Origin of the sequence: Sphingobacterium sp. LRF_L2, from assembly GCF_965644235.1 — a bacterium.
Taxonomy (GTDB): Bacteria; Bacteroidota; Bacteroidia; order Sphingobacteriales; family Sphingobacteriaceae; genus Sphingobacterium.
Genome location: NZ_CBFFRI010000012.1, coordinates 49406 through 75209, shown reverse-complemented (window position 1 = coordinate 75209; position 25804 = coordinate 49406). Strand labels below are relative to the sequence as shown.

Sequence of the window (25804 nt, the reverse complement as noted above, 5' to 3'; positions counted from 1 at the left end):
ACACTACTTATTTTTATCCACATAAGCCTTGGGAGTCATCCCAAATTCCGCCTGAAAGCATTTTGAAAAATAGGAAGCGTTGGAAAAACCAACCATGTACATCACTTCAGCGACAGTGAATTTTTTCTGTTGAAGCAAAAGTGCCGCTTTTTTGATGCGTATCGTCCGAATATATTCAACCGGCGTATACCCCGTAAGCTGTTTTATTTTGCGATACAGCTGTTTAGGAGCCAAATCAACTTCTTCGCTTAACCGTTGCACAGAAAAATCAGAATCATCGATATTATTTTCGATAACCAATGTCGCCGCGGTCAAGAACTTTTCATCCGGAGATTCTTTTTCGTTCCCCAGTACGGGCTTACTGATCTCATCTAGGCGCAGCTGTGCCACAAGTTTATCTTTCTTCGCCAAGAGTTGTTCCAACTGCAGCTTAAGCAAATCCAGATCAAAGGGTTTTGCCATAAATGCATCAATACCCGCCGATACCCAATCGCGCTGGATCTGTTCGTCATTTTTAGCGGTCAGTAATAAAATAGGTATAGTCGCTGTTGCCGCATTTTGGCGCAACTTCTTGGCCATCTCAACGCCCCCCATAATAGGCATCATAGCATCCGAAATAATGATACCTGGCATGAAATTATGGTTTGATACCAACTGCAAAGCCTCCTTTCCATTACGTACAGCCAAAACCGTATAAATTCCATCTAGGGCGACCTGAAGAAAAGAAGAAAGTTCCTCATTATCTTCCACAATAAGCAATCGTTCTCTGTTATCCACCGTGTTTAATAAAAACGATTCAGATTGAACAGCCGCTTGCGGAATAGTAATACGAACGGTAGTCCCCTGTCCGTAAATTGACTGCAGTGCTATTTCCCATCCCATTTGCTCGCAATAGTTCTTTACCAAATACAATCCTACTCCCGTACCTTCCACTGCAGTGATCTCCTTTGCCGACGAACGGTAAAACTTACTGAAGACATAGGTAAGATCTTCTGCACTAATCCCCTGTCCCGTATCAGTCACCTGAAATACGATAGCATGTTCCATCTGCTCCACGCACAACTCTACGGTTCCCTGATCCCGATTATATTTGCAAGCGTTAGAAAGTAAATTATGGACAATGGAGCTCAATTTTGAGACATCTGCTCGCAGAAAACAACTTTCTATGGCTGTAGAAAAGCGCAAATGAAGCTGGGAGGATATGGGCATGCGTTGCCATTCTTCCAATGTATTCTTCAAAAAAGGAATAAGGTCAATTTGTGACGTCAATAAAGTCTGAGCGATCAGATCCTGCCCTTCTCCTTTGTCAAAAGTCATCACTTCCTGGATAAGGTTATTAATTTTTAGTGCATTTCTATGCACCCCCTCCAACTGCTTCTTTTTCTCAACATTCTTCGTTTGCAAGATCAATTGGCTTATCGGTGCCAAAATCAAACTTAAAGGTGTTTTCAGTTCGTGCGATATAGCCGTTAGAAAATCCATCTTCATACGGGTCAACTCCAACACTTTATGACGTTCTCTACGTTCCCATTTCAAGATATTACGCACACGAAAGAAATTAAACACCCAGAATATCAACCCTAAAGCAGCTAACCCATAAAGTGTTTTAGCAAAAATTGACGCATACCAAGGGTACTTCACTACAATATGGTAGATAGAAATCGGCGATACTACTTCTCCACTCATATCTACTTTGGCAAGTTGTAACTCGTAATCGCCCGAAGCTAAGTTCGACAAAAGCACTCTATTGTCACCACGTTCCAATGGTATCCAGGTTTCATTTTTCCCCTTAAAGGAATACGCCAGTCTGTAGCCCAATAGATTTCCATAGTCCAGATCCGAAAATTCTAAACGTAAGTTATTTTGCGTATGCTGCAGTACAATCTGATTTCGATAACGCAAGCCATATTCATAATTGCCAAAGGCTTCATTGTTGACATACATGGCCGTCAGCACAATTTTCTGGGCATCCTTTATAGCAGGTAAGGCAATAGCGGCGGGCAATACCGTTATCTCATTTATCCCTCCCAACAACACCTCGGCACGTTCACTATCGTAATACATCGAAGTTACATCCTGTCCATAGTGTAATAGTTCACTCTTTAAACTCCTCTTATCCAAACGCCATACCCCCACACTCGTTGCTATCCAAATGTAATTACCGACCTCCACCATCGCGGTTACTTCCCCTCTAGTCACCGGATCAAACATAAGCAGGTCATCTGCGCCTTTATCTCCCAATCGGCGAACCTCGCCATGCTGCCCTATCCATACGGTACCTTCCGCATCTTTAAGCATAAAGGTAGATTGATTAAGCACATGCCCCGTTTCATCTTTCAGTTCAGTTGCCTGATTCTTTGCGATATTAATTCGGCTCACTCCTTTATTATAAAACAAAGCCAGTACATTTCCGTTGCCCTCTTCTACAAGTTGGTTCGCAAAATCGGCTAAAAGACCTTGCGATCGGTTATAATTCCTTGCTGCGACAAAGGTTCCCGAAGAGGCGATCAACTTTTCTTTATCCAACACAAAAATGCCCCCCATATAGCTCGCCAACCAAAGGTTACCCTGTTTATCTTCTAAAATATTATAAGCCCATTTAGCATTCTTTTTCCCACTGCTATCTCGAATTGTAAAACTCCTGAACTGCTTATTTTCCGGTGAGAAAAGGTTCAATCCTCCATCAGAAGCCATCCAAAGGCGTCCCTCTCGGTCTTGATAAATATCACGAATACGGTTATGCGGTAAAGGATAAGCCGTGGCATCCATCCGATACCAATAACTTTCGAAGTCTTTAGCCCCCAGCCTTCGTGTACGAATCAAACCATTATCACCACCTAACCAATACCAGTCGGCCTTATCTTTCATTATTTTATAAAACCTGTTACCGTCCGGGCTATTGGTAAACTGATAAATAGGGAGCCGTTTCTCCACGAGTTGCTTGGCCCAAAGCGAAAATCCAAGATCAGTCCCCACCCATATGTTTTCTGAACGGTCCTTATAGATACTCCATACAATGTTATTGGCCAATGTGTGGTTATTGCGCGAATCGTGTTTTATACGGCTTAGCTTATTTTCAAGCGGACGATACACAAATAGCCCATCATCCGTACCGATCAACAAGGTATTAGCATCCTTCGCTATAATGGATTTAATTCCATGATTCTGCAATACGGTTGCTTTCCTAAGATTTCCGTCTTTGTTATCGTATACATAGAGGCCATACTCTGTTCCGATAAACGTAGTCTCTGTTTTCGGCAAAGTCAAAATAGAATTTACAAATTGGTTGCTTCCATTTCTGTAATCAGGAAGCGGAAGCGCTGTCAAGGTCTTCGTCACTGGGTCAAAAGCAAAAAGCCCGTTATAGGTCCCGACAAGCATCTTATCCGCAAGCTGTGCCAAGGCATAAATTGCTTGATTAGTAAAGGATTTATCCAAAAGTCCTTTATAATCAACTAGCTTTTTGCTTTCCGTATCGTAACAAAATAATCCAGAAAGAGAGCCAATCCATAGTTTGTTACCTTGAAGCAGCAAAGACCGGACATCCGAAGGCCCTTCTTTTGGAAAATCAAGATAACGATCTTCACGATAGTTGTATAACGCCAATCCTTTACCTGTGCCCAAGGCCAATAATTGCGCATCAAGCACCGTTATCGCATAGACGAATGTCTGGTACTGCTCAATCCTCGCCGTGGGCGCTTGGAGCGCATATCCATCATAACTGTACAGCCCGTTGTTGCTTCCCACCCAGAGCATTCCCAAACTGTCCTGAGCGAAGCAATGCACTGTGCTCGCCTTGGCTCCCAAGGTTATATTTCTAAAAAATTGAAATTCTAGGGATTGACTGCTAACAGTAAAACCTACTGTCAAACAAAAGAGTACGAGAAAAAATCGAACTGACCGCATCATAATCAAGCTGTGGCTACAAACATAGTTATTTTGAATCGCCCACACAACGGAAAGGATCAGTTCGTCTCCGTTACCAGCATCGGTGCAAGATATGTTAAGTCATTAAACGCTTGATTTTAATGCCATTTTTTCAATTTGAAACCCACATACGCATAAAATATCAGGTATAAATAACAAGGTACCAATACCCAATAGGCTGTCCTAAGGCCAGATACATCGCCCAAATAACCATACAAAAGAGGCATTATGGCATTTCCACAAAGCCCCATGATCAACAAAGAAGCGCCTATCTTGATAAAACGCCCTAAGTTATCCAACGCTAGTGGCCACACGCCCGCCCAGATCATGGAATTGGCAAAGCCTAAGAGCACGACAAACCATACCGACACATCCGTTTCATGGCCTAGGAAAGACACTTTACCTTCCACAAGCAAGATCATTCCACTCAATATAAGTCCTGAGATCGTACAAATTCTCAATGCCGTCAGTTGGCTCATAAACTTTGGAATAAAAGCAATACCCAATACATAACCTATAATTGTTGCCGTCAAGGTGTACGACGGAAAAACCTTCGCTTCCAAAAAAGACATCCCTGTTTGTGAAGCATAATTGATAATGCTATCTACAGCAATAACCTGAGATCCCACATGAAAGAAAATTGCTATCGCACCCAACACCAGATGAGGAAAATCGAGAATACTTTTTTTATTTGCATTCGACACAGCCATCAGTTCATCTTCGCTATCCGTATCAATTTCAGGTAAAGGTGAATACCGCACAAACAATCCGAGCAACAAGAGCACACCTGAGACAACTGCATAAGGGGTGATTACCCGAGCAATCAATCCATCAAGTGCGAGCTCCTTCTCAACACCTTGCATCTGTTTTATCTGCTCAAACAGCAGATTGTCCGTCGGACGCAAAATAACCGCAGCAAATAACAAGGGAGCAATAATTCCCGCCAGTTTATTACAGATCCCCATTATACTGAACCGCTGTGCCGCACGCTCTTTATCACCAAGAATAGTTATGTAGGGATTTGCTGCCGTCTGCAATATGGACAAGCCTATGCCTAGTGTGAAAAGCCCCATTAAAAACAGCGGATATGCCCTCGAAAAGCCCGCTGGAACAAATAACCCTGCCCCTATTGACATCAGCAAAAAACCAATCATCATCCCTTTTTTGAATCCAATTTTTTTCAAGAGATATCCGGCTGGCAACGACATCAGCAAGTAGGCGATGTAAAATGCAAAGGCTACAAGATATGATTCAAAGTGGTTAAGCTCGCAAGCAATCTTAAAATAAGGAATTAAAATAGCGTTTATCCACGTTACAAAACCAAAGATAAAAAATAACCCACCGATGATTACCATCGAGATCAAGGTCTTTTCTTTACTGAGCTCAGCCAGGCTCAGCGTTTTCTTATGCGCCATAGATTATCAATTACTTACACCTGTCATGTGACATATAAATTTATTTAACAGCAGTAAACAGCTTACACTTAAAATATTGTTTTCTATTTTTCAACTTTCTGTGTTCTGTTTCTAGCCAAGCGTTCATATAAAACACGAATTTTACTATTTCGCAGTTCATTTTCCTCCGCTATCTCTGCCGAATGTAAAAGTGTACCGTTTAAATCTTCAAACCTTCTATCCAAGTCCGCCGTATCAATCGCTTTCAGTTGTTCCAATAATAGCGGAATATCTTCCGTCCTAAATTCGGGGGCATTAGCCTTTAACTCCATAGCCATGTAAGTCAGGTACTGCAATCTGATATCCGCCATCAAACGATAATGCTCAAATTCAGCTACATGCTGATGTGGTTTCAAGTCATGGAGGATTTCAGAAGCCCAATTTACACTATCCCGTAATGATTCAATATCAAGGTCTTTCCTACTGATTTCACCCTGATTAATCTCCTCAGGAACAGCGCGTAATGCCATCCAAAATTTTACGGCCTGTTCCTTATTAAAACCATATTGTTTTGCTGCGTATGTATGCACAAACGTATCTACGTCTAAGGCGACCCCACTATCAACACTTTTGAAATACGCATCAATCAACATATTAAATCCAGAAATTGGATAAACGCGGCGAATCGGATAAAGCTCCACAATATCGCGTGTTGATTCCCAAGTTGGAGCGTAGAGACCGGAGGTTGACCAGGATGTCATCACGATTCCCTGATAGCCAAAACCACGAGCCAATGGTACAAAATCACGGATATTATTAAAATGCTTCTGCCACTGCGTCAGGAAATAATTGTCCGGATGGCTTCGTATCGAGGGTGCTCCCCAAATTTCAAAACCACTTTTCAGAAGATTTTCATGTTTGCCAAACATATTGATATCCCATCCATAATTCCAGTCCACGAAAACCGTTTCTTTAGGCAGACCTTTCAAGGCATCAGGATATTTTAAAGCAATATCAGCCCAGAGAACAGGCCGTTTCCCGAGACTGACCACGAGGTCGCATAAAATTTTGATGTAGTCACCATACAGGCGTCCTTTACCCACTGCTTCAATTTTTTTCTTCGATTCGGCAGAATGTCCCAACAAATAGGTTTCATCACCACCGATATGAATATAATCTGAAGTATGTGTCGCTATCAAGTCCTTATAAAGCCCTGTAAACAATTCCTTCGCCAATTCTTCCCGCAGTGGGTTTATCTGGGAATAATCTTTTTGGTCTTCACGAAGTTCCTTAAATCGGTAATGCCGCAAAATATATTCCACATGACCAAAGCTCTGTTGCAGAGGAATTACATCAAGCCCCAATGTGTTGCAATAAGCGATAAAATCAGTGACCTCCTCCCTGCTGTAAGCATACCTGTTCGATATAATGGGATAATCCTTGAAAGGATAAGTCGCCTCCCATTCCATAATTAGGGTATTCAGGCCATTATCCTTCAGTTTCTTTGCAAACTCCTTTAGCGCAGGCATTTTCATGACCTGAATGCGAAGATCCAAATGAAAGCCCTTTACCTTGAAATCCCTCGCCATATTTTGCTGCGCCGATACCGTGAAAATACACATCAACCAGACGCCGATCAGCAACGTTATACTTTTTTTCGCCATATCATTTTAATATCTTATTTGTCCCGCAATGATTACGGATTTAATCGCTATTTCATCATCAAAAAGAACGATATCGGCATCTTTCCCGACCTCCAACGTCCCTTTGTTTTGCAATCCGAGTATACGGGCAGGCGTTGAGGTCATCATTTTCACCGCATCCAAGAGTGAAACTTCGCCTAGCTGCATCATAGTCCTTACTAGGCGATCAGCAGTCGCAACGCTCCCTGCAAAAGCGGATCTATCCATTAGCTTAGCCACCCCATCCTCCACAATCACTTTCATCCCATCACGCTTACTCCCCAAGATACTTTCACCCTCCGGCATACCTGCAGCACGCATAGCGTCCGTAATTAAGGCAATCCGATCAGTCCCTTTTATTTTAAAAACAAGACGTAGTAACGGAGCCGGCAAATGAACCCCATCGGCTATAATCTCCACATCCATATCATCGATGAGGTAACCGGCCTCTACTGCCCCAGCGTAGCGATAAGCATTCCGCCTTGTCACGCCAGACATCGCCGAGTAGAAATGCGTGGCCAACGTATACCCGTTATCAAATCCCGCTTTCACTTCTTCATAAGTCGCATCCGTATGCGCCAGTGCTACGATCTTACCCTTCGATTTGACGTATCTGCCGAATGCTATCGCTCCTGGCAATTCAGGAGCGGCGCTCCATCGAACGATATCATCGGAGTATGCGAGTATCTTTTCATATTCATCAGGATCGGGGTTACGGATATATTTGGGGTCCTGCGCTCCTTTTTGAGATAAAGCAAAATAAGGCCCTTCCAAATGCATCCCCATAAATTGAGCACCTTTTGTATTCACCTTATGAGCAGCCTTATAAGCATCCAATAATTGAAACAAGGATTCGGTTGTACTGGTCAACGTTGTTGGGCACAAAGCGGTGGTGCCATATCGGACATGCGTTTCTGCCACCCCCAAAAAGGCCTCAACCGTACCATCCATAAAATCGTACCCACCGCCGCCATGCACATGCATATCGATAAACCCCGGAGCGATATATAAGCCCTTTGCATCGATCTGAACCGACACCTTATCCCTATAAGATGCTTTCCCAACCCCTATATCCACAATCACACCATCTTCGGCATATAAGTAAGCATCGTCCGAGACGCCTGTGGCATCTATCCGTCTTCCATTATATATTAGTAAGCTGCGCATTCCGTTAAATTTAATCATAAAACAGCAAACAAATCAAGCCCTTATGACCGCCACATCACTATACGCTTCATCGTCGAAAAAATATTGACAATTACCGTGTTGCCGCAAGACCGTCGCTGGCCAAGTCGTACTGACAGGACTGCGCAATGCATGCCTAACAGCCTCTTTTTTATGTGGACCTACCACTACACAAAAGAGCGCATCTCCGCGCATCAAAGTCGGTATGGTTAAAGTCACAGCCGTTAACGGCACCTCATCTAAATCAGAGAAGCATTTGTCATTAACCTGCTGCTGTCGGCATACCAGATCCAACTCCACTAATTTGATCACATCGGGATCGTTGAAATCTGCCACAGGCGGATCATTGAATGCCAAATGACCATTTTCTCCGATCCCCAGACATACAATATCAATAGGTTCACTTTCTAACAATTCCGAAAAAAGAGCTATCTGATCCAGCACATTCCCCGACGTAGATATCGTATGCTTCTCATGGATAGAAACCTTCGAGAACAGATTCCTCTCAAGGTATTGGGAAAAAGATTGTGATGCATCCGCTGCCAATCCCACATATTCGTCCATATTAAAAGCCGTAATCTTATGCCATTGGATTTTTTCAGAACGAGTGAGGTACTCTAACATAAAATCCTGCGAAGGAGCGGCAGCAAATATCATCCGGATCTGTGATTTCTGCTGTTGTAAGGTTAAAATTTTTGCTTCAATCGCCCTTCCTGCTGCATAGCCCGCTTCTTTTACCGATGGAAAAACATGAACATTCTTTAAATCATCCGACATCATTTTTTACTTTTTTTTAAAACCTACTTTTTCAACACGAATTAGAAACACCAACCCTCCGACTACATCATTCCCTTTTTGGCAAAAGAAATTTTAGGCTTGGTCACTCGCATCATCTATCATCTACACCTATTCAACAATGTGATTCTAAACTAAAAAATATTATTATTTAATGCAAACAATTGCATTAAATTTTACTAAAAAAAACAAATAACAAACATAAATAGTTAAAAAAAACCATTAAATACATAAAATAAAATGCAAACGTTTGTACAAATAAAAGACAAAACCTATACCCCATTAAGATTTTAGTTATCTTTATTGGCGCTACTGTATTGTTCAGCAGATTTTACATCCAGCGAGGCAATACAAACATATACAGCATAGTTTTGACAGATGGAAAATAAAAAAACAAGCATGCCAACGATTAAAGATCTGGCAAAAGAACTCAATCTTTCGCCTTCAACCATATCCAGGGCCCTTGCCGATCATCCAAAAATAAGCCAAGCTACCAAAAAGCTTGTTTCAGAAAAAGCCAACGACATGGGCTTCCGTCTCAACGCTATTGCGTCAAGCTTTAGAAGCAAACGAACAAAGTCCATAGGGATTATTGTGCCACGGATAGATATTGATTTCCATTCACGTGTCATCAGCGGCATTGAAGAATATGCCCATAAAAGCGGATATCATGTTATTATTTTCCAGTCAAAAGACTCTTACCAGCTAGAAAAACAGATTATCCAAAATCTACAGAACATGCTCGTAGAAGGAATGATCATATGCTTAGCTATGGAAACGGCGAATTTCGAACACCTCAAAACGTTGATCAGGACGAAACTTCCTATTGTTTTCTACGACCGTAGCCCAGAAACTTTCAATGTCAACAAAGTCACGATAGACGACTTCGAATCCGCGTTCAATGCAACGGAGCATTTGATCAGGATGGGTAGTAAAAACATTGTACATATTGCGGGAAATCAGTCGACGGATATTTTCCGCGCGCGATTAGAAGGCTACAAAGCTGCGCTGCGCTCCCACAGTCTCCCTGTACAGGAAGACCATATATTTATTACCGATAAACTAACCTATCAAGAAGGACTTGCTTGCACTGCTGAACTTCTATTATTAAATCCCTTGCCAGATGGCGTATTTTGTGCAAACGACTATACAGCGGCTAGCGTCGTTCAGACACTCAACAAGCGCAATATAAAAATACCCGATCAAATTGCCGTCGTAGGTTTCAGCAATTACCCCATAGCACAAATCATCGAGCCAAATTTAACGACGGTAAACGATAGGGCCATACAAATGGGGGAAGCAGCGGCGAAGATGTTAATCCAACATATTCAGGACAATGATTTTGATATTATCGACCATCAAGTAGTTACGATCAAGACAGAGCTAATCGTTCGCGCCTCTTCTGCCAGGAGATAATCTCTGCGTTAAAACAGCACCATATCAGAAACAGCTATGCGACCCTGAATTAAAAAAATAGGGTTGCATAGCTTAAAGGTCAAAAATAATTGACTTTATAGCGGCTAACAAAGTTCATTATACATCTCTTGGTATTTTGGCAACTGTAAGTTATATTTTTGACCTTCAGCAAGAATATATCCTGTCAACGAGTGCACTTCTGTCGTTAGTTTACCCGATTGATAATCTGCATGCATCGACGTTGTTTTTTCAGGAAGAAGCCCCACAAATAAACTCCAGACACGCTCTTTCACATCTGAAGGCAAGGCAATGTTCTTTGCAGCGGCAACGACACAACACTCCTCTATCAACTGTTTTACATCATCTGTACAAGTTGCACAAGCCTGAATCTCTCCAAAATTCTTATTATAGAAAGAGGTCACGGTAGCCATAACCGAAATAAAAATAAATTTCTCCCACACAATGCTCGCTATATTGGCAGAAAGTTTCGCTTCAATCCCCGCTTGTTTAAAAATATCGAGCAAAAAGTCCAGACGAGGATCCTGTTTACCCTGCACGCCAAAGAATATCCGTTGTATAGTACCCGAATTATGCACTTTTCCAGGAGCAAGCAACCTGGAAAGAATATATGCGCCACCATCTGCAACCAAATGGCCAGGAAACAACGCTTTAATTTTTTCACTACTATCTACACCATTCAACAATGATAGAAAAACCGTCTGTTCGTGCACACAATCTTTTAATATCTTCACCGTCTCTTCAATATCATAACTCTTCGTACACAAAATTATATAATCTACCTTACCAAAATCTTTCGGATCATCGGAGACGACATCTGGTATCGCATAAAATTGATTTCCCGGCGCCTCTACAGAAAGCCCATATTCCTGAATAGCTTTGAGATTTTCCCCTCTCGCCATAAAACACACAGATAAACCTTCACGCCCTACATAAGACTTCGCCAGCATTCCACCAAAGTATCCGCCAACAGCACCAATACCCACCACCAATATTTTCTTACTCATATATCTATATTTAACACCTCATTCAAATATAGAACTATTAATTTGCCCTGCTTTATTTTAGGAGACAAAACCTATAAGGTTTTGGTCTAAAAAAGACGCACTTTCGTATAAAAAAAGCGAATCATATCTTTATAAAATAAAAATTAGACGAAATTTGTAAGATTGATACGGAAACACGACCAATACGGGAGCGTAAAGATACCGTTGTAAAAATAAGATGAAGTGCATAATTATTGATGACGAGCCTCTAGCGAGAGAGGGCTTACAGAACGTGATGTTAAAATTTCCAAACGTTGAGATCAGAGGTTCCTTTCACAACAGCAGACAAGCGCTACAAATGATCGAACAAGAAGAAATCGACCTTGTTTTTTTGGATATAGAAATGCCACAGGAGAATGGATTGGTCTTTGCAAAAAAAATACCAGATAAAACCCTAATAATTTTTGTGACAGCTTATCCCCAATATGCATTAGAAGGCTTTGAATTAGAAGCCATGGATTACTTAGTCAAGCCGGTTTCTGAAGAACGATTTGCCAAGGCAATTGCAAAAGCACAATCCCAACTCGAACTGTTAAACCCTCAAAAGCAACTCTTTGACTTAAGTACACAGCAGTACATCATGGTAAAAGCCGATCGTAAATTACAACGGATCTACTACAATGACATATTATACATCGAGGCATTGAAGGATTATTCTGTGCTACACACCAACAATGCCAACAAGATAATTACAGCTTTAAATCTTAAAACCCTTCATGCAAAATTGCCGGATGATATTTTCATACGGGTAAGCAAGTCCTACATTGTCCAGAAAAATGCGGTCGACTCGTTCACCAATTCTGCTATCATTATCGTAGAAAATGAAATTCCACTAGGTAAATCCTACAGAACTGATTTCTTTAAATTCTTTTCTTCATAAGAGATTACTGCAGAAAAGATATAAAAAAACGCTTGTCAAGAAGCGTTTTTTTATATTTAGAATAGGCTATAAGAAATGCCAACATTCGTATAAAAAGTTGTATTCTGCTTATTCTCGGAAACATAATTACTAGCCCTTTCTCCGACCTCGACGATACGTGCATTAATAATATCAGAAACTCCCGTTCTCAACATCACATATAAACGTCCAAAAAATCGATGTTCGTAAGTAATACCGCTCTGCAAAGTTGTTTTATTATATTCATAGACACCGTCGAAGTTACCCGTATTCAACTGGAAAAAATTTCGGTCATTAAAAATTTCAGTCCCTACGAATAGCAAACCGTGTCTGCTCACCTTTCTTTCCAACATCAGCTTTTTAGGAAAAAAAACATCCAATGTCCAAGGACTATCTCCGAGAAGCCTTTCGTAACCAAGCATCGGGATAGCAGGAATTCGAGATGACTGATCAACCAGACCAATTACTCCAACAGAAAATTTCTCGTTGGCACTCCTTTTCAGCAGCAATGTTCCCGTCACCAACCCTCGAACCCTTTGTATATCATTTTCATTACCATCTGTGATTAGGGACCCCGTAAAAATCAGCATTTTTTTCTTAAAAGAAGTTATATAAGTTGTACCAGCACTAGCTGACCAATACTTCAAATCGAACTGGTGAGATAACGTCATGTTTTGATCATCAGACCGCTCGAATTCACCTTTTGTTTGCGTATATAAGCCAGAAACACTGAACAGTAACTTCTTATTTATGTTAAAAACAGGAAGATTGGCAGAGGCTTTAAATCGTTCCATATAATTAAGTTTACCATCGGTTTGTTCACCAAAGGAAACATTTTCAAAATCACTTCGTTCAAATCTTTCATATTGTACGCCGAGTGTACGAGTAGAAGGAAATCTCTCGATGATCGTGCGTATCTTCTTCCGGGAAATCGAGTCGAGCTTTTGCGCCTTCGAAAAAGCAGGTAGCAGAAATAAAATAAGAAATGTGTAAAAGGGTATCTTCATCTGACTTTTTAAATTTTCATCAAAAAAAGTCAAATTACAATACATTTTAGTTTTTATTATACATACCTCTTATTTTATTATACCAAAGGCAATAGGATTAATTTTTATCAAAAAAATGCTTTAACTTTCAAAAGGATAGCTTAGGTCTTCAATTTTTAAAAGCACGCTAAAAACACCTTCTTCTTGTTTCTTTACAAAAGAGAAGTTTTTTCCATATATAAGTCTTAATCTCTTTATTGCATTTTTAAGTCCCACTCCTTGTTTCTCAACGCTAGAGCGAATAATAGAAGAATATGAATTTTCACAAAGGAAAATGAGACGGTTGTCTTCTAAGCTAAATTTAACGTGTATGTAGGCATCATCTAGAGCAAACGCACTATCCTTGATCGCATTTTCAATAAAAGTCACCAAGATATGAGAACCTACCCATACCCCTTTCTTACAAGCATCCGTATAATCAACCCTAAAAGAAAACCCTCCTCTTCTCAAAAGTTCTAGATTTAACAAATCTTCTATAAACTTAATTTCTGACGACAAAAGCACTTTTTCCTCGTTTGCTTCGTACAATTGATAGCGCAAACAATCCGACAACTTCGTAATCACCTGCGATGCTATCGCAGGATTCTTATTGCATAAAACATTTACACTGTTCAACATATTGAATAGAAAATGAGGATTGATTTGATTTCGAAGCGCTTTAAGTTCACTTTTTAGGTTTTCTTTTTGCAAAATATTCATTTTATTCTCGGTACCTATCCATCGCTGAAATAGTTTCAATGTAGTAGAAGATAACACGAGTGGTATAACAAGGCCTATTGTATATACACATTGCTTAAGAAAATCTATTCGATCTTCTTTTTGAAAAACGCTATATCCCCATAATTGCTCAGTGACAAATCTATTTACTAAAAGAGCAAATGTGGTGGCTAAAATCAATAACAAACAGTACCTAAGATATAAGTTCTTATACAGGATATTGGGCACGATAATACATATTAAAATAGAATAGCGATACGAGCATCAGATAGGAACAAAACCTAAGATAAAAGTCTTCATCAACGTACTGCGCACGAAAAGTTCCATTAATCAGTGCCATAAATAAGTATACCAATATTACTGCATGCCTAAAAACGCGAAACTTTCGTAACGTTAGGAAATCCAGAAACAATATATTGCTTTTTTCTGCCGTATGTTTCGATTTATACATACCGATTTTGTTTAGTCAATATTAAAAAAATACTTTGGACGAGCGACGAGACCTCACGCGTCAAATTCGAGATAAAAATGCAAAGAAAAATTCACAGAAGAGGGACCAATTTAACTTACATCATGTAAAAACGTAGAAAAACACTATATATATATTACACACTAGATACACTCCTTACCATCCATAAAAAATCCCAACAACACGGCCTCTACTCCATTTTCAGCAAGCCGTCTACGGATTTTACCGACAGCAATACGGTCACTTTCCAATCGTAAAACAGCATCTTCGTCACTGAGATCTAAAGAAACCCGTTCTATACCCGCAAATGCTTGTTTTAATTCTTCCATAATGTACATCTTTTCCTCCTTGGTTGAAACCGATGTTTTAAATACAGCAACTTGTTTTAGTGTCGTTCTCATTTTTTCAATCTGTATTTATCGTTAACGGAGCAATTTGCAGCTATTCATCACTACGCTTAAAATTCTTGAGCTGCGAAGCTATATAAATAGCATCACAGCCCAAGAATTTATTATACCAATACACTTATTTATTATACCAACTGGAAAAATGAAGACGAATGCTTCATTTGGCATCAAAAACAACAAGGATAGGAATGACATTGTATTTGCATACCATGTCATTCCTGTCCTCAAAAACGAATTTAGTTTTATTCGCGACTATCTTTAGCAAAACACGAATTTTCTGCTGAACAGTCTAGATCGTTTCGTTAAGGATCACCTGTTTAATCTTCACAGATAATACCAAAGATATGTTTTCAACTATTTTTATCATCGAAACAGATATCCAAACCTAGAATTTGTAAGGTGATACTGCGTATTATAAAGATGCTGTAGGAATTTCAGGATTAACGAAGATCTCGTCACAAAATATTTGATATTCAGTTTGCTGACCTGCTACAACTTTCACATAACGTCCCTCCGCACGAAGCTCCTCACAAAAGGCAATATCGATCCAACAGTCATGCCTGTCGTTTGTTGCTGCAGGCATCACTACCGTTTTAATCTTATCAAAATGTTTACCATCATTAGACACATAGAAGCATACCGTTGCAGGTAACGAAATCCCTGCAGGACGATAATGTAAAAAGCGCGCAGCAAGTGATTTTATCGGCTTTTTATTTTTCAAATCCACCACCACACTCATCTGACCGTTCTCAAAGCCCAACCAAGCATCCTGCTTGTAATTTTCATCACCTAAACTTCCGTCTGTCAACCTATTGCTCACATTTTTCAGGAGGTCTTTTTTATCTACTTTGATTAAAGCACCTACCGCATCATGACTGACAGGCCCTTTAAATGTTGCCTCCAACAAAGGCCACCGTCCTTTTCTTTCCTTCCAGTCGGTAAAATCCAGAAAGGCTTGTGCAGAGGCTATCGGTTGACCTATAGGCATCGGAGAATGAACATCATCAATAATACCATACACCGAAAAGCTAATCACTTTTTCCGCTCCAGCAACTGAAGCTGCTACAAGCTGAGATAGATAACGCGGAAACGCTGCGGGAATCAAGGCCGACTGCCGAGAGTTATCTTCCTTTTCCCAAGTAAAAGACTCAATATTTGACCAAAATTTTATTCCTGTCTCCTTATGGATTTCGCCCAATTTTTTAAAATTTTCCTTCACCCGAGGCAGTGGCATAGGTTCGCGAACACAACCTACCTCATCTTGGTAAGCGATGATGTCTACCTTCAATTTCTTAATCTGTTCGGCAAACCTAGGATCATCAAAAGCCGCATGACAAATACCATAGGGCGATATCATAACCTTCTTTTCTGGTGTTAAGCTCCTTGCTAAAGCTGTCAATGCATTCGCTGCATGTACCGCTTCATCCGGAAGAATAGGTTCCATGCTGTCTTCTACGGGAAGATACCAACCGTAAAATGATGACCTTCCTCCGAACAAAGCTGCTGTTTCCTGCATAATACGTTGTTGTATCGTTTTGATTTTGGGATCACGTATGTTATCATCTTGATTCACGGCCCAACCACAACTCATAAACACCTGCATTCCACATTGATCAGCAGCCTCCATAATTGCTTCCACTGGACTCTGCTGCCCATGAGGGTATGCCTGAGGTAAAAATTCAGACGGATAAAATGCTTTACCTTCATTCGCTACTGCCATAATCACCAAATGTGAAAGTCCCATCTGTGCATATTCACGGATTTTTGTTTTCCAGAATTCAGGTGACGTACCGTCTACATGCGCTGGATTCATATACTTATTCCGAACATCCTGATAAGGAAGATTAAGCCAAGTACCTTTCAAGGGCTTCACGTCTTGTGCATAAAGCTCTACTCTAGAGGAATAAATACTCCCCAACAACAAAAGAAACGGCAATAGTTTAATGAAGCTTGATTGCATAAAATAAGGATAATATCTTAAGATAAACATAAAAAATCAATTGAAGTAAGCCCAGCCTAGCCCATGAGCCGTATAGACCAATTTCCAATGAGCATCCTGTTCGTTGATGATTGCTAGCGGAACTGCAGCCTCGGCAACAACAAGCGATTGCAGCGATGCTTCTTTATAAATCTTTAGCGCCTTGGCGTCCACAGCACTTTTCTTAGGCCAAATATCCTCCTTTTTAGAGAACGCGTATTCATAGGCTGTATTTGTGTAATAACCCGATTTCAGTGAAAGGTCAAAAAAGCGAAGCCACCACGCAGGATTCCTTTTTTCTACAGTCGGATTACCGTAGCCTAGCGAAACGATATCTGCTTGGATACTCAAAGCCACCTTAGGATTAGCCTCTTGCACAGCCTTAGCCAAAGGAGCATATTCCAAAAGGTAGTCCCAGGCAAGTTGAGGATCTAGCCAATCCTGCGCAGAAGTCTGCAGCACTATAACATCAGGTTGCACATATTTTGCAAGCGCAGGCATATCCAGTCCATAGTGCTCACGAATTTCAGCGATGGTTCCCTTGCGCACTCCCATTCCCCATATCGCATATAGCACGTCTGGATCTTCCTCCTTGATAGCAATCTTTATTTTCTCGTTGAAGGACAATAGTGCATCGGCCCTGAAATCCATCCATTTATTATAAACCGTTGGATTCTTCATGATATAATCGAAAGAAACAGTCGCTGCCGTTCCACCTATATATTTTTCAGTGAACATCTTCCGCGCAAACAAACTTACATCCCCATAAAAGCCATTCCCATTCAGCGTCTTCCATTCCGGGAAATAACTCTCGGCAAACTCAATTCCATCGACCTTATAGTTTTGTAAAATGCGTTTCACACGACTCACTTGCCAATCTACAAATTCCGGTCTATGAAAAGAATAGAATTTAATGCCCTGATTTGGATAGGGTTTTAAAAACTCCATTTGCCAATCGGCAGGTAAATTCGAAGCACCATAGATGCAATTCCCCAGCAGCATGATCCAAATAGCAATATTTTCATTCTTCAACGCATTTAGATAAGCGGGTTTAAGCAAATCATCATTTTTGCTTCCATCCCAATTACCTACAATAAAAAAATGGACAGATTTGATATTAGCCATCCGAAGATCCGCAACGAGCGTTTCTGGAGAAATTTGCTGTTGATAAAGCATTTCCGGATCAATCTGTATCGAATTTCCTTTAATTCTTTTCAGTTGGGGCGTTTCGACAAACAACTCCTTTCCTGGCACTTCCGTTGTATCAACTGAAGGCGGAGCCGATGGTACGGGCGTATTGGTTGCGCAGCTACTTACACTTACGAAGAGCAAGCACAAATATAAAAAAGCATGTCCCTTACCGGTATATTTGTTCTTTTTCATTATATTTTATTTTATAACACGGTCTTCCATGGACCAATCCATAACCGTTGCAATATAAGGCACAAGAAAAGTTGCCATTTTCTGATGGCCGCGAACACCGGGATGCCAAGCAGCCCCCATGTCCGAGTCGTTATTCATCACCCCTCTCAAGGAAGCTGTATAATAAAGGTTATTATCATCCAGCTTTCCAACAATATCAGCGATATAACCACCAACTGGCACCTCCAAACGGGATACAACACATAAAATCTTTACCTCTGCACCATAGGCACGTCTAAGCTGTCGAATTATACGGAGATAAGCCTGTTGAAATTCCTTTTGTGAAGGCACGGGAGCTGTAGAAAAGTCGTTAGATCCGAGATTGATCACCACTAAATCCGGAATGTATTGATCAAACCCGTAGCGCGAAGTAGTATCGCTATTCAAGCTATTGAGCATCGCATCTTTCATCGTATATCGAGAAGTCGTCAACGAATCACCATAATTCCGAGCTGCCCCACGTCCCGAGTGGGCGATCAATGCGTAATCCGTTTGAAAATAACGGGCCAATATACACGCATAGGTCTTATCCGCATTTTCCGTAGATACAGAAAATGGCTGATCCCGATCCGTTCCATCAGCGCCATATCCCACTGTAAAGGAATCGCCGATAAATTCTATAAATCGCCCAGGTCGTGGGCTTGGAATATCCAATTTTGTCTTATCACCAAGCGTAAAATGATGAATAGTTGTACACCCAAACTCCCCTTCGGAGCGTTTTTGCACACGGACAAGGTGCTGTTTATCGTCCTCTAAATTCGAAACAATATCAATCAAGGTATCTCTACTAGATACAGCAAACGTCTTGTAAAACAACCCATCTACAAAAACATTAAAATGACTCTCCCCTTTGTCGGAAGCACGTATGGACATAGATTGCCCCTTTAATGTGAATTCAAAGTAGCTTCCTACCCAGTCGAAAGTCACTTCGCCCAAATCATTCACAACTGTCCGCCCAACGTAAGCTATACCCGAAGTATTAGCAGGTAAATCTTTCGATTGTCGAACCTGTGAAAAGCAGCTGCATTGACAGCTCCATGCGAGAACAAGAATCGTTATTATTTTTCCCATCGTACCAAAATAACTTAACACGCTATCCAACCAAACAGCGTGTTAAGTTTACTTTACGTTTACTATCTATTGTAACTCATTTCGTAGGCCATCACCCCCGCATACGCCTTATCATTTGTCGCCATGGTAGCGAAAATCGAAATCTTCTTACCCAGCACTCTCACATCAATATCACCATATCGGTTATAGTTGGTCCCTCCGTAGGCTTCCGACTCGAAGAGCATAAAGTCTCTATAACCCGCTGACTCTGCCAGAAGCGTCATTTTATTCGGATCGGTAATATCATAAACTTTAATATGCGTAGCATCCCAAGCAAAAAAGCCTTGGGTAAGGACCGCCATAAATTGATTTCCATCCACGTTGAAGACCTCAAAATCCAATATTTTATAATAATGGTTCGCCGGAGCCATCTGCACCACATCCATAGTAGGCGTAAACTGTACAAAGCGACTTCCCTTCTCCCGATTAGCATCGGTCGCCACATAATTACAATAAGTCAGATAATGATCAGAATTCGCGTCCAGTGATTTGCGCTGTACGTTTGCATAAGTCCAAGGCTCGGCCGCTGCATAACGAATGACAATTGGATTCGTATTCATCACTTCACCATCGTTAAACTCCCAGTAATATATTTGATTATCGACAGCGGGAGCTGTTGCATACACATAAGCTTTGCCTTGTTTAAGATTACCAATAACAGAAACTTTTCTTCCCAACTCCTTCGCAGCACCCGCAGCAGCCGTGTAATTCAAGATCAGTTTTGGCGCACTGTTAGTATCTTCGTAGTAATACAGCATCAAGCCCGCCGAATATATATTATACCGGTTGACAACGAAATGGTTAGCATCGTCAGCCACTACCTGCATACAATATGTAGTCGGAGCTGGAATCGTTTTTACATAACTACCATCATTTGCATTGTATACGCGGACTCCCACCGTCTCGCCAAGGCTACCTGCCGAGAAATCCGCTACAAGAATCTGTTCTCCCACTACTGTTAATCCAGAAATATTTGTCCGCAGTACCCCTAATTGATCGGCCGTGTAAAACCAACGCTTTTTAAATGTCGTTCGAGGCAATGTTGGAACCGCTTTGATAATATGATGCTTGCTATTTCCATCTCCGTCTATTACGCGAACATCGATAGGGTGGGTAAAGTCCATGATTCCCGTGAGTGCGGGTTCCATACGGGCATTATTTTCCAGACTAGCCGTCGCTCTAAGTTTAGAAACATCAATAGGCTCTTCCTCGGTCGTTGGAACCTCCACATAAATGGTATCTCCATCGTTGTAGGGCCCTGATGTTTTCGCCATATATTCTGTTGTTTGTCCGGGAATCGACAACATAAAATTCAACAAGCCACGGTTAAATTGCGTATCCTTATGCAGCTCCACTTTCTGACAGGACATCACAGTTATACTGATAAAAACCAGCACTATATATTTTATATATTTTTTCATCAATCCATGTATTAGGTTATTTCCATTCACTAAACTGCTCTATGTTCGGATTTCTTTGTAATTCCGCTATTGGAATCGGAAACCGATTGTATTTCTCTGGATAAACCCTTGTGCGTCCATTATCCGCGTCAATCAACACATAGCTCAAGGTTCCATCCACTGCTTTTGTTATTTTTACACCTGTAGCGTGCGTACCATTCAGTACAGTTGTTGCCAAGCCCCAACGACGTAGATCCCAATAACGGTGTCCCTCAAAGGCCAATTCTATCATTCGTTCATGACGGATCAAATTCAGTAACTGTGCATTGTTTGTTGCAGTCAGATCCTGCTCAAAACCTGCACGGCGACGAACTTTATTCAAAGCCCCCAAGCCAGCAACCAATTGTCCCTGTTCGGCTAATGCCTCCGCTTGAATCAGTAAAACCTCCGCGTAGCGCATAAAGTAGAATGTAAGTTCTCCTCTACCCAAATCAGTAAGTTTCTCATCAAACAGTTTACGCATATAGTACCCCGTAGAGGTTGTTCCTCCACCTATAGCAAAACCTTCCTTTGAGCCTTCAACGGTTTCCAATGTACGTCCTTTCCAAGTTGCACCATTATATAAGATAGAAGCATAGAATCTAGGTTCTCGACCTTGATACGGATTTGCAGCATGTGCTGGATTACTCCAGTTGAAATCTGTACCATCCGCCATTTGGTATTCGCGAACTAAATTCTCTGTAGGACTAATTTGCGCATATCCGCCATCCAATGGAGGACCAAAGAAGTAGTCAAAAGAATAGGTAAAATTGGGTGCCAAGAATCCAAACTCCAATATACTTTCCTTATTATCTATACCCTCACTGCGACGTTGATTGAATAACGCTTTATAATCAGGGGATAGATCGTAAACATTTAAAGCCTGCAAAGCTTCAACAGCATCAGTACTTGCCTTCCAGCGCTTTGCGTAAAGCATCGCACGGGCCTTTAGACCAAGAGCGGCTCCTTTGGTAACTTTACCTCGTTTAGCGGCAGGAACTGTTACCGGCAACTGCGCTGCCGCTTTATCCAAATCTGCAGCAATAAAGTTCCAGACCTCCTCTGGCGTACTTAAAGAACGTCCGACACCATCGTTTAAATCGTCATACAAAATCACACTAGCCCCATACCGCTTCGCCAATTCAAAATAAACGTAAGCCCGAAAGAAAAGTACCTCACCTTCGGCACGTTGATAGAATTCCGAAGGCAAGCCAGTTCCTTTTTTATTCAAACCATCCAAAAATTCATTGCACTGACGAATCCACGTGTAGCTCCAGGCCCAGTTATCTAAAGGATTAGCTCCTGAAGTAATCGAAGAAGATCCCAAAATCAACAAGTTCACTTCATCGTTTGGCGTATTCTTCTTTAAGAGATCCGCATAAGCGTCTTGATTGACATGCGCGGTGTAATACGTTTGACCTATCAAAGGATAGAATTTATTCAACGACATTTCCACATTCGTTTCACTGCTCCATGCCACCTCTTCCCCATATACATCGGTAAGCTCTGGTTCGATTGAGCAACTTTGAAAGCTTAGCAAGGCAACAAGTCCTAGTATGCTACAGTTATATATTAATTTCATCGTTATAGCTAATTAAAAAGTAAGGGATAAACCAAATTCATAAACACGTTGTTGCGGATAATAACCCTGGTTTACACTCGGCATTTCTGGGTCAAGGTAGCCCAGGTTACTCCACGTAAATAAGTTGCTTCCAGAAACATAGCAGCGTATACGTTGGATATTTGCTTTTGACAACCAAGACGCAGGCAAAGAATATCCTATCTGTGCCGTCTTTAGGCGAAGGTAAGATCCATCTTTTATCCAAAACGAGGAGAATTTACCACCACTCTGTGCCGACTGCGTACTCAAGCGCGGGTAGGTAGCATTTGGATTTTCGGGTGTCCAAGCATTTTCCACCAAGTATTTCGGAGAATTTCCATCTTGATAAAAAGGCATCGTGTAGAATGTATTATCGTAAACACCCGAATTCGTATATAGCCCCGACAAAGCTACATCCGACAGTGCTGCACCTTGTAAAAAGGCGTTAAAGTCAAATCCCTTATACGATCCGCCCAAGTTCAGACCAAACATCATTTCAGGAAGATCCCCCTTGCCGATTGTTGTCCAATCTTGATCGAATGTAATACGGCCATCACCGTTAAGATCTTTTAGCTTAATTTCGCCGACTCGAGTAGGTCCAAAGAGCGCGCTTTGATCAATTTCCTCTTGACTTTGAAAAAAACCATCCGCTACAAAACCATATTTCAATCCGATCGGCCGTCCCGTTCTACGCAGATAATCCGGCACATTCGCGTCTTCAGTTGTTTCGATCACCTTGTTTCGTGCAAAACTAACATTACCGCGTACGTTATAATTGAATCCCCCAATGTTGTTGCGATGTGATAAAACAAGTTCAAAACCACGACTATCTACAATACCAGAATTCACATACGCTGGAAAATAACCACCAAAAGAAGGCGGATTTAATCCAGACTGTCCCTGCAAAATGTCTTTAGTTACTCTATAGAAAACATCCGCTTCCAGCCCAAGCAACCCATTCCAAAGCGAAGCGTCAAAACCACCATTGTAAGTCATAGTTGTCTCCCACTTGACATCCAAGTTTGGTACCGTGGTCACATCTAACGGCCTTCTTGGTTCCTGACCAATCACCACCACAGGATTAGCCCCGGGACTAAAGGTTCGCAGGTATTGATAGTCGGTAATACGGTCATTACCCAATTTTCCTACTGATGCCCTTAGTTTAAGATCAGTTACGAAGTTGACTGCTTCCCGAAAAAAAGATTCGTTTGATATTCTCCAACCTGCCGAAACAGCAGGGAAGATATCCCAGCGCGTATTTGCAGGTAGCAAAGGCGATCCATCGTATCGTCCCAACACTTCCAACAGATATTTATCTGCGTAATCATAATTGAAACGGAAAGAATACCCTGCTCTACTAAACATGCCATGACCACCTTTTACCAAATTATCGATAACCTCATCTCCCCAACTCAAATCCATGATATCAGTGATCGGATAGCCGCGTCTACCACCTGATAGCGAACTGTTATCGGTACGCATGTATTCGTATAAAAACAAAGCATTAACGGAATGCGCTCCAAATTTGTTGGTATAGCTTATCGAAGGTTGAATGGTTTTCTGCCAGGAGTCTGTAAACCATTGGTTCAAACTAGCCACACCTGAGTTTGCATGCCTGGCCCAAGCCAAAGAATACTGGCGAGTAGCATTGTTATACACGTCCAATTGATAAGGCAACAAATAAGTCTTCCGCATAGTATATCCTTTATCAAATGCCCCATTTACCTTCAATTTTAGTCCCGAAACACCCGGAACTTCATACTCCAACGACAAATTACTTTGAAAGCGGTTTGACCGTGATGAATTTTCACCCGACAAGTCGCGCGCCGCCAAAGGGTTCTGGTTTCCGTTACCAGGGTTCAAACTGCCGACAGGAATACCATCAGCATTATATGCCGGTAAGAATGGATAAGACATCATCGCCTGCGCAAATACCGAGGCATAGGTATTTCCTAATCCCGCAGACAATCCAGGCTCTTTTCGAACATCATCACGGTAAGCAACATTGAGTGATAGCTTCAGGTTATCCAAAATATCCGCATCGAAATTAACACGCCCATTATATCTGTCGTAGGAAGTACGATCCATAATACCATCCTGGTTAAATGCCCCTGCAGACACAAAATAACGGTAACGATCAGAGCCGCCATTCAGGGTCAAGTTATTGGTTACAGTAGGTGCACTATTTTTAAAAAGTAGATCAAACCAATCTGTATTACCAAAAGTACCTTCAGGATCACCATTAGTAATGCGATTGATCTCCTCGGCACTAAAACGGCGAGAAGCCTCCGCCACGCCATCAAGTTCCTGTGCTTTATTGTAGTAGTAAGCATAATCCGCTGCATTTAAGAATTCAGGAAATGCTGTATTCGTACTCCATGCATACGATCCATTATATGTCAACGTAGGTTTTTGTTGCTTTCCCCTTTTCGTGGTGACTAAGATCACTCCGTTCGCACCACGCACACCATAAATGGCCGCAGAGGCATCCTTCAAAACAGAGATTGCCTCCACTTCATCGGGGTTAATTTGAGGAAACTCACGTTCTATACCATCCACTATTATCAAAGGCGAATTATTACCTAACGTATTATAACCACGAACCATCAACGAAGCCCCATCAGAACCAGGTTGTCCACTGTTTTGACGGGTCACCAATCCTGGTAGTCGCCCTTGCAACATGGCTGATAAATTTGCCGTTGGAGCCGTTTTTAATTCGTCTCCATTAATCTGAGCAATAGCGCCTGTTACACTAGCCTTCTTCATTTGTCCATACCCTACAACCACCACTTCCTCCAATAAGGCATTATCCGCAGTCAAAAAGAATTCTATAGAACCAGTTCCCACCGTTACGATGGTATCTTTGGGAAGGTAGCCAACGGCAGTCAACGAAATGCGGACCCGGTTTCCCTCCACAGGAAGCGAAAACTGTCCCAGAATATCAGTCGATGTATTCTTCTGTTGCGTAGCTTCACGGACGTTTACCGCTTCGAGAGGCTGGCGGTTGTCCGCCTTGCGCACAACCCCTTCCAGCCGCGACTGTTGTGCATAAGCCCCAGTGGCAACAGAAGAGACCAGACACCATGCAAGCAAGGAGCGAGAAAGTACGCCGCAGCTCTCTCGTTTACTGGATTTTTTTTGTTTAAATGGCTTCATAAAAGTTTGTGGTTAATTGTCGTAAATGGTATTGCATCATTTTTAATAAATATTTTTATAAAACAATACAATATTAAAATAATTTAAAATATAAATCAG

The 25804-nt window shown here is 41.4% G+C and carries 18 protein-coding genes; 2 read left to right on the top strand and 16 right to left on the bottom strand.

Annotation, left to right across the window (positions count from 1 at the left end):
- Positions 1-3: 3 nt before the first annotated feature.
- The 5 genes from ACSZOX_RS20880 to ACSZOX_RS20860 form a co-directional block, all read right to left on the bottom strand.
- Positions 4-3807: a hybrid sensor histidine kinase/response regulator transcription factor gene (locus tag ACSZOX_RS20880; RefSeq protein ID WP_437922149.1), complete on the bottom strand. Its 3804-nt coding sequence runs from the start codon at positions 3805-3807 to the stop codon at positions 4-6.
- Between the two features lie 218 nt (positions 3808-4025).
- Complete coding sequence (locus ACSZOX_RS20875; RefSeq protein WP_437922148.1) at positions 4026-5342, bottom strand: sugar MFS transporter; 1317 nt, start codon at positions 5340-5342, stop codon at positions 4026-4028.
- 83 nt (positions 5343-5425) lie between these two features.
- Entirely contained in the window at positions 5426-6985 is a 1560-nt protein-coding gene (locus ACSZOX_RS20870; RefSeq protein WP_437922147.1) for a beta-N-acetylhexosaminidase, read from the bottom strand.
- 6 nt (positions 6986-6991) lie between these two features.
- Positions 6992-8170 carry an N-acetylglucosamine-6-phosphate deacetylase gene (gene nagA, locus ACSZOX_RS20865; protein WP_437922146.1) on the bottom strand — a complete coding sequence of 393 codons (1179 nt, stop codon included), beginning with the start codon at positions 8168-8170 and terminating at the stop codon, positions 6992-6994.
- A 33-nt stretch (positions 8171-8203) separates the two neighbouring features.
- On the bottom strand, positions 8204-8968 hold the full coding sequence (locus ACSZOX_RS20860; protein ID WP_437922145.1) for a 6-phosphogluconolactonase: 765 nt from the start codon (positions 8966-8968) through the stop codon (positions 8204-8206).
- A gap of 393 nt (positions 8969-9361) precedes the next feature.
- Between ACSZOX_RS20860 and ACSZOX_RS20855 the strand changes: the two genes are divergently transcribed.
- Complete coding sequence (locus ACSZOX_RS20855) at positions 9362-10399, top strand: LacI family DNA-binding transcriptional regulator (protein ID WP_437922144.1); 1038 nt, start codon at positions 9362-9364, stop codon at positions 10397-10399.
- 104 nt (positions 10400-10503) lie between these two features.
- Here the strand turns inward: ACSZOX_RS20855 and ACSZOX_RS20850 are convergent, their stop codons facing one another.
- Positions 10504-11424, bottom strand: a complete 921-nt coding sequence (locus tag ACSZOX_RS20850) for a ketopantoate reductase family protein (protein WP_437922143.1) — start codon at positions 11422-11424, stop codon at positions 10504-10506.
- Between the two features lie 217 nt (positions 11425-11641).
- On the opposite strand from ACSZOX_RS20850, the gene ACSZOX_RS20845 reads away from it, so the two are divergent.
- Positions 11642-12343 (top strand): LytR/AlgR family response regulator transcription factor, encoded by a 702-nt coding sequence (locus ACSZOX_RS20845; RefSeq protein WP_437922142.1) that lies wholly within the window; start codon positions 11642-11644, stop codon positions 12341-12343.
- Positions 12344-12399: 56 nt separating this feature from the next.
- Here the strand turns inward: ACSZOX_RS20845 and ACSZOX_RS20840 are convergent, their stop codons facing one another.
- The 10 genes from ACSZOX_RS20840 to ACSZOX_RS20795 all read right to left on the bottom strand — a co-directional run bounded on the left by ACSZOX_RS20840 (position 12400) and on the right by ACSZOX_RS20795 (position 25705).
- The gene (locus ACSZOX_RS20840) at positions 12400-13368 is read right to left on the bottom strand and encodes a hypothetical protein (protein WP_437922141.1); all 969 of its coding nucleotides are present in this window, start codon (positions 13366-13368) and stop codon (positions 12400-12402) included.
- A 120-nt stretch (positions 13369-13488) separates the two neighbouring features.
- Entirely contained in the window at positions 13489-14310 is an 822-nt protein-coding gene (locus ACSZOX_RS20835; protein ID WP_437922140.1) for a sensor histidine kinase, read from the bottom strand.
- Between the two features lie 22 nt (positions 14311-14332).
- Positions 14333-14575 (bottom strand): hypothetical protein, encoded by a 243-nt coding sequence (locus ACSZOX_RS20830; protein ID WP_437922139.1) that lies wholly within the window; start codon positions 14573-14575, stop codon positions 14333-14335.
- Positions 14576-14736: 161 nt separating this feature from the next.
- Positions 14737-14994 (bottom strand): hypothetical protein, encoded by a 258-nt coding sequence (locus ACSZOX_RS20825; RefSeq protein ID WP_437922138.1) that lies wholly within the window; start codon positions 14992-14994, stop codon positions 14737-14739.
- Positions 14995-15412: 418 nt separating this feature from the next.
- The gene (locus ACSZOX_RS20820) at positions 15413-16990 is read right to left on the bottom strand and encodes a DUF4434 domain-containing protein (RefSeq protein ID WP_437922137.1); all 1578 of its coding nucleotides are present in this window, start codon (positions 16988-16990) and stop codon (positions 15413-15415) included.
- 6 nt (positions 16991-16996) lie between these two features.
- The gene (locus ACSZOX_RS20815; protein ID WP_437922136.1) at positions 16997-18361 is read right to left on the bottom strand and encodes a hypothetical protein; all 1365 of its coding nucleotides are present in this window, start codon (positions 18359-18361) and stop codon (positions 16997-16999) included.
- A gap of 6 nt (positions 18362-18367) precedes the next feature.
- The gene (locus tag ACSZOX_RS20810) at positions 18368-19471 is read right to left on the bottom strand and encodes an SGNH/GDSL hydrolase family protein (RefSeq protein WP_437922135.1); all 1104 of its coding nucleotides are present in this window, start codon (positions 19469-19471) and stop codon (positions 18368-18370) included.
- A gap of 62 nt (positions 19472-19533) precedes the next feature.
- Positions 19534-20931 (bottom strand): hypothetical protein, encoded by a 1398-nt coding sequence (locus ACSZOX_RS20805; RefSeq protein ID WP_437922134.1) that lies wholly within the window; start codon positions 20929-20931, stop codon positions 19534-19536.
- Positions 20932-20947: 16 nt separating this feature from the next.
- Complete coding sequence (locus tag ACSZOX_RS20800; protein ID WP_437922133.1) at positions 20948-22531, bottom strand: RagB/SusD family nutrient uptake outer membrane protein; 1584 nt, start codon at positions 22529-22531, stop codon at positions 20948-20950.
- Positions 22532-22543: 12 nt separating this feature from the next.
- Positions 22544-25705 (bottom strand): SusC/RagA family TonB-linked outer membrane protein, encoded by a 3162-nt coding sequence (locus tag ACSZOX_RS20795; RefSeq protein WP_437922132.1) that lies wholly within the window; start codon positions 25703-25705, stop codon positions 22544-22546.
- Positions 25706-25804 lie beyond the last annotated feature (99 nt).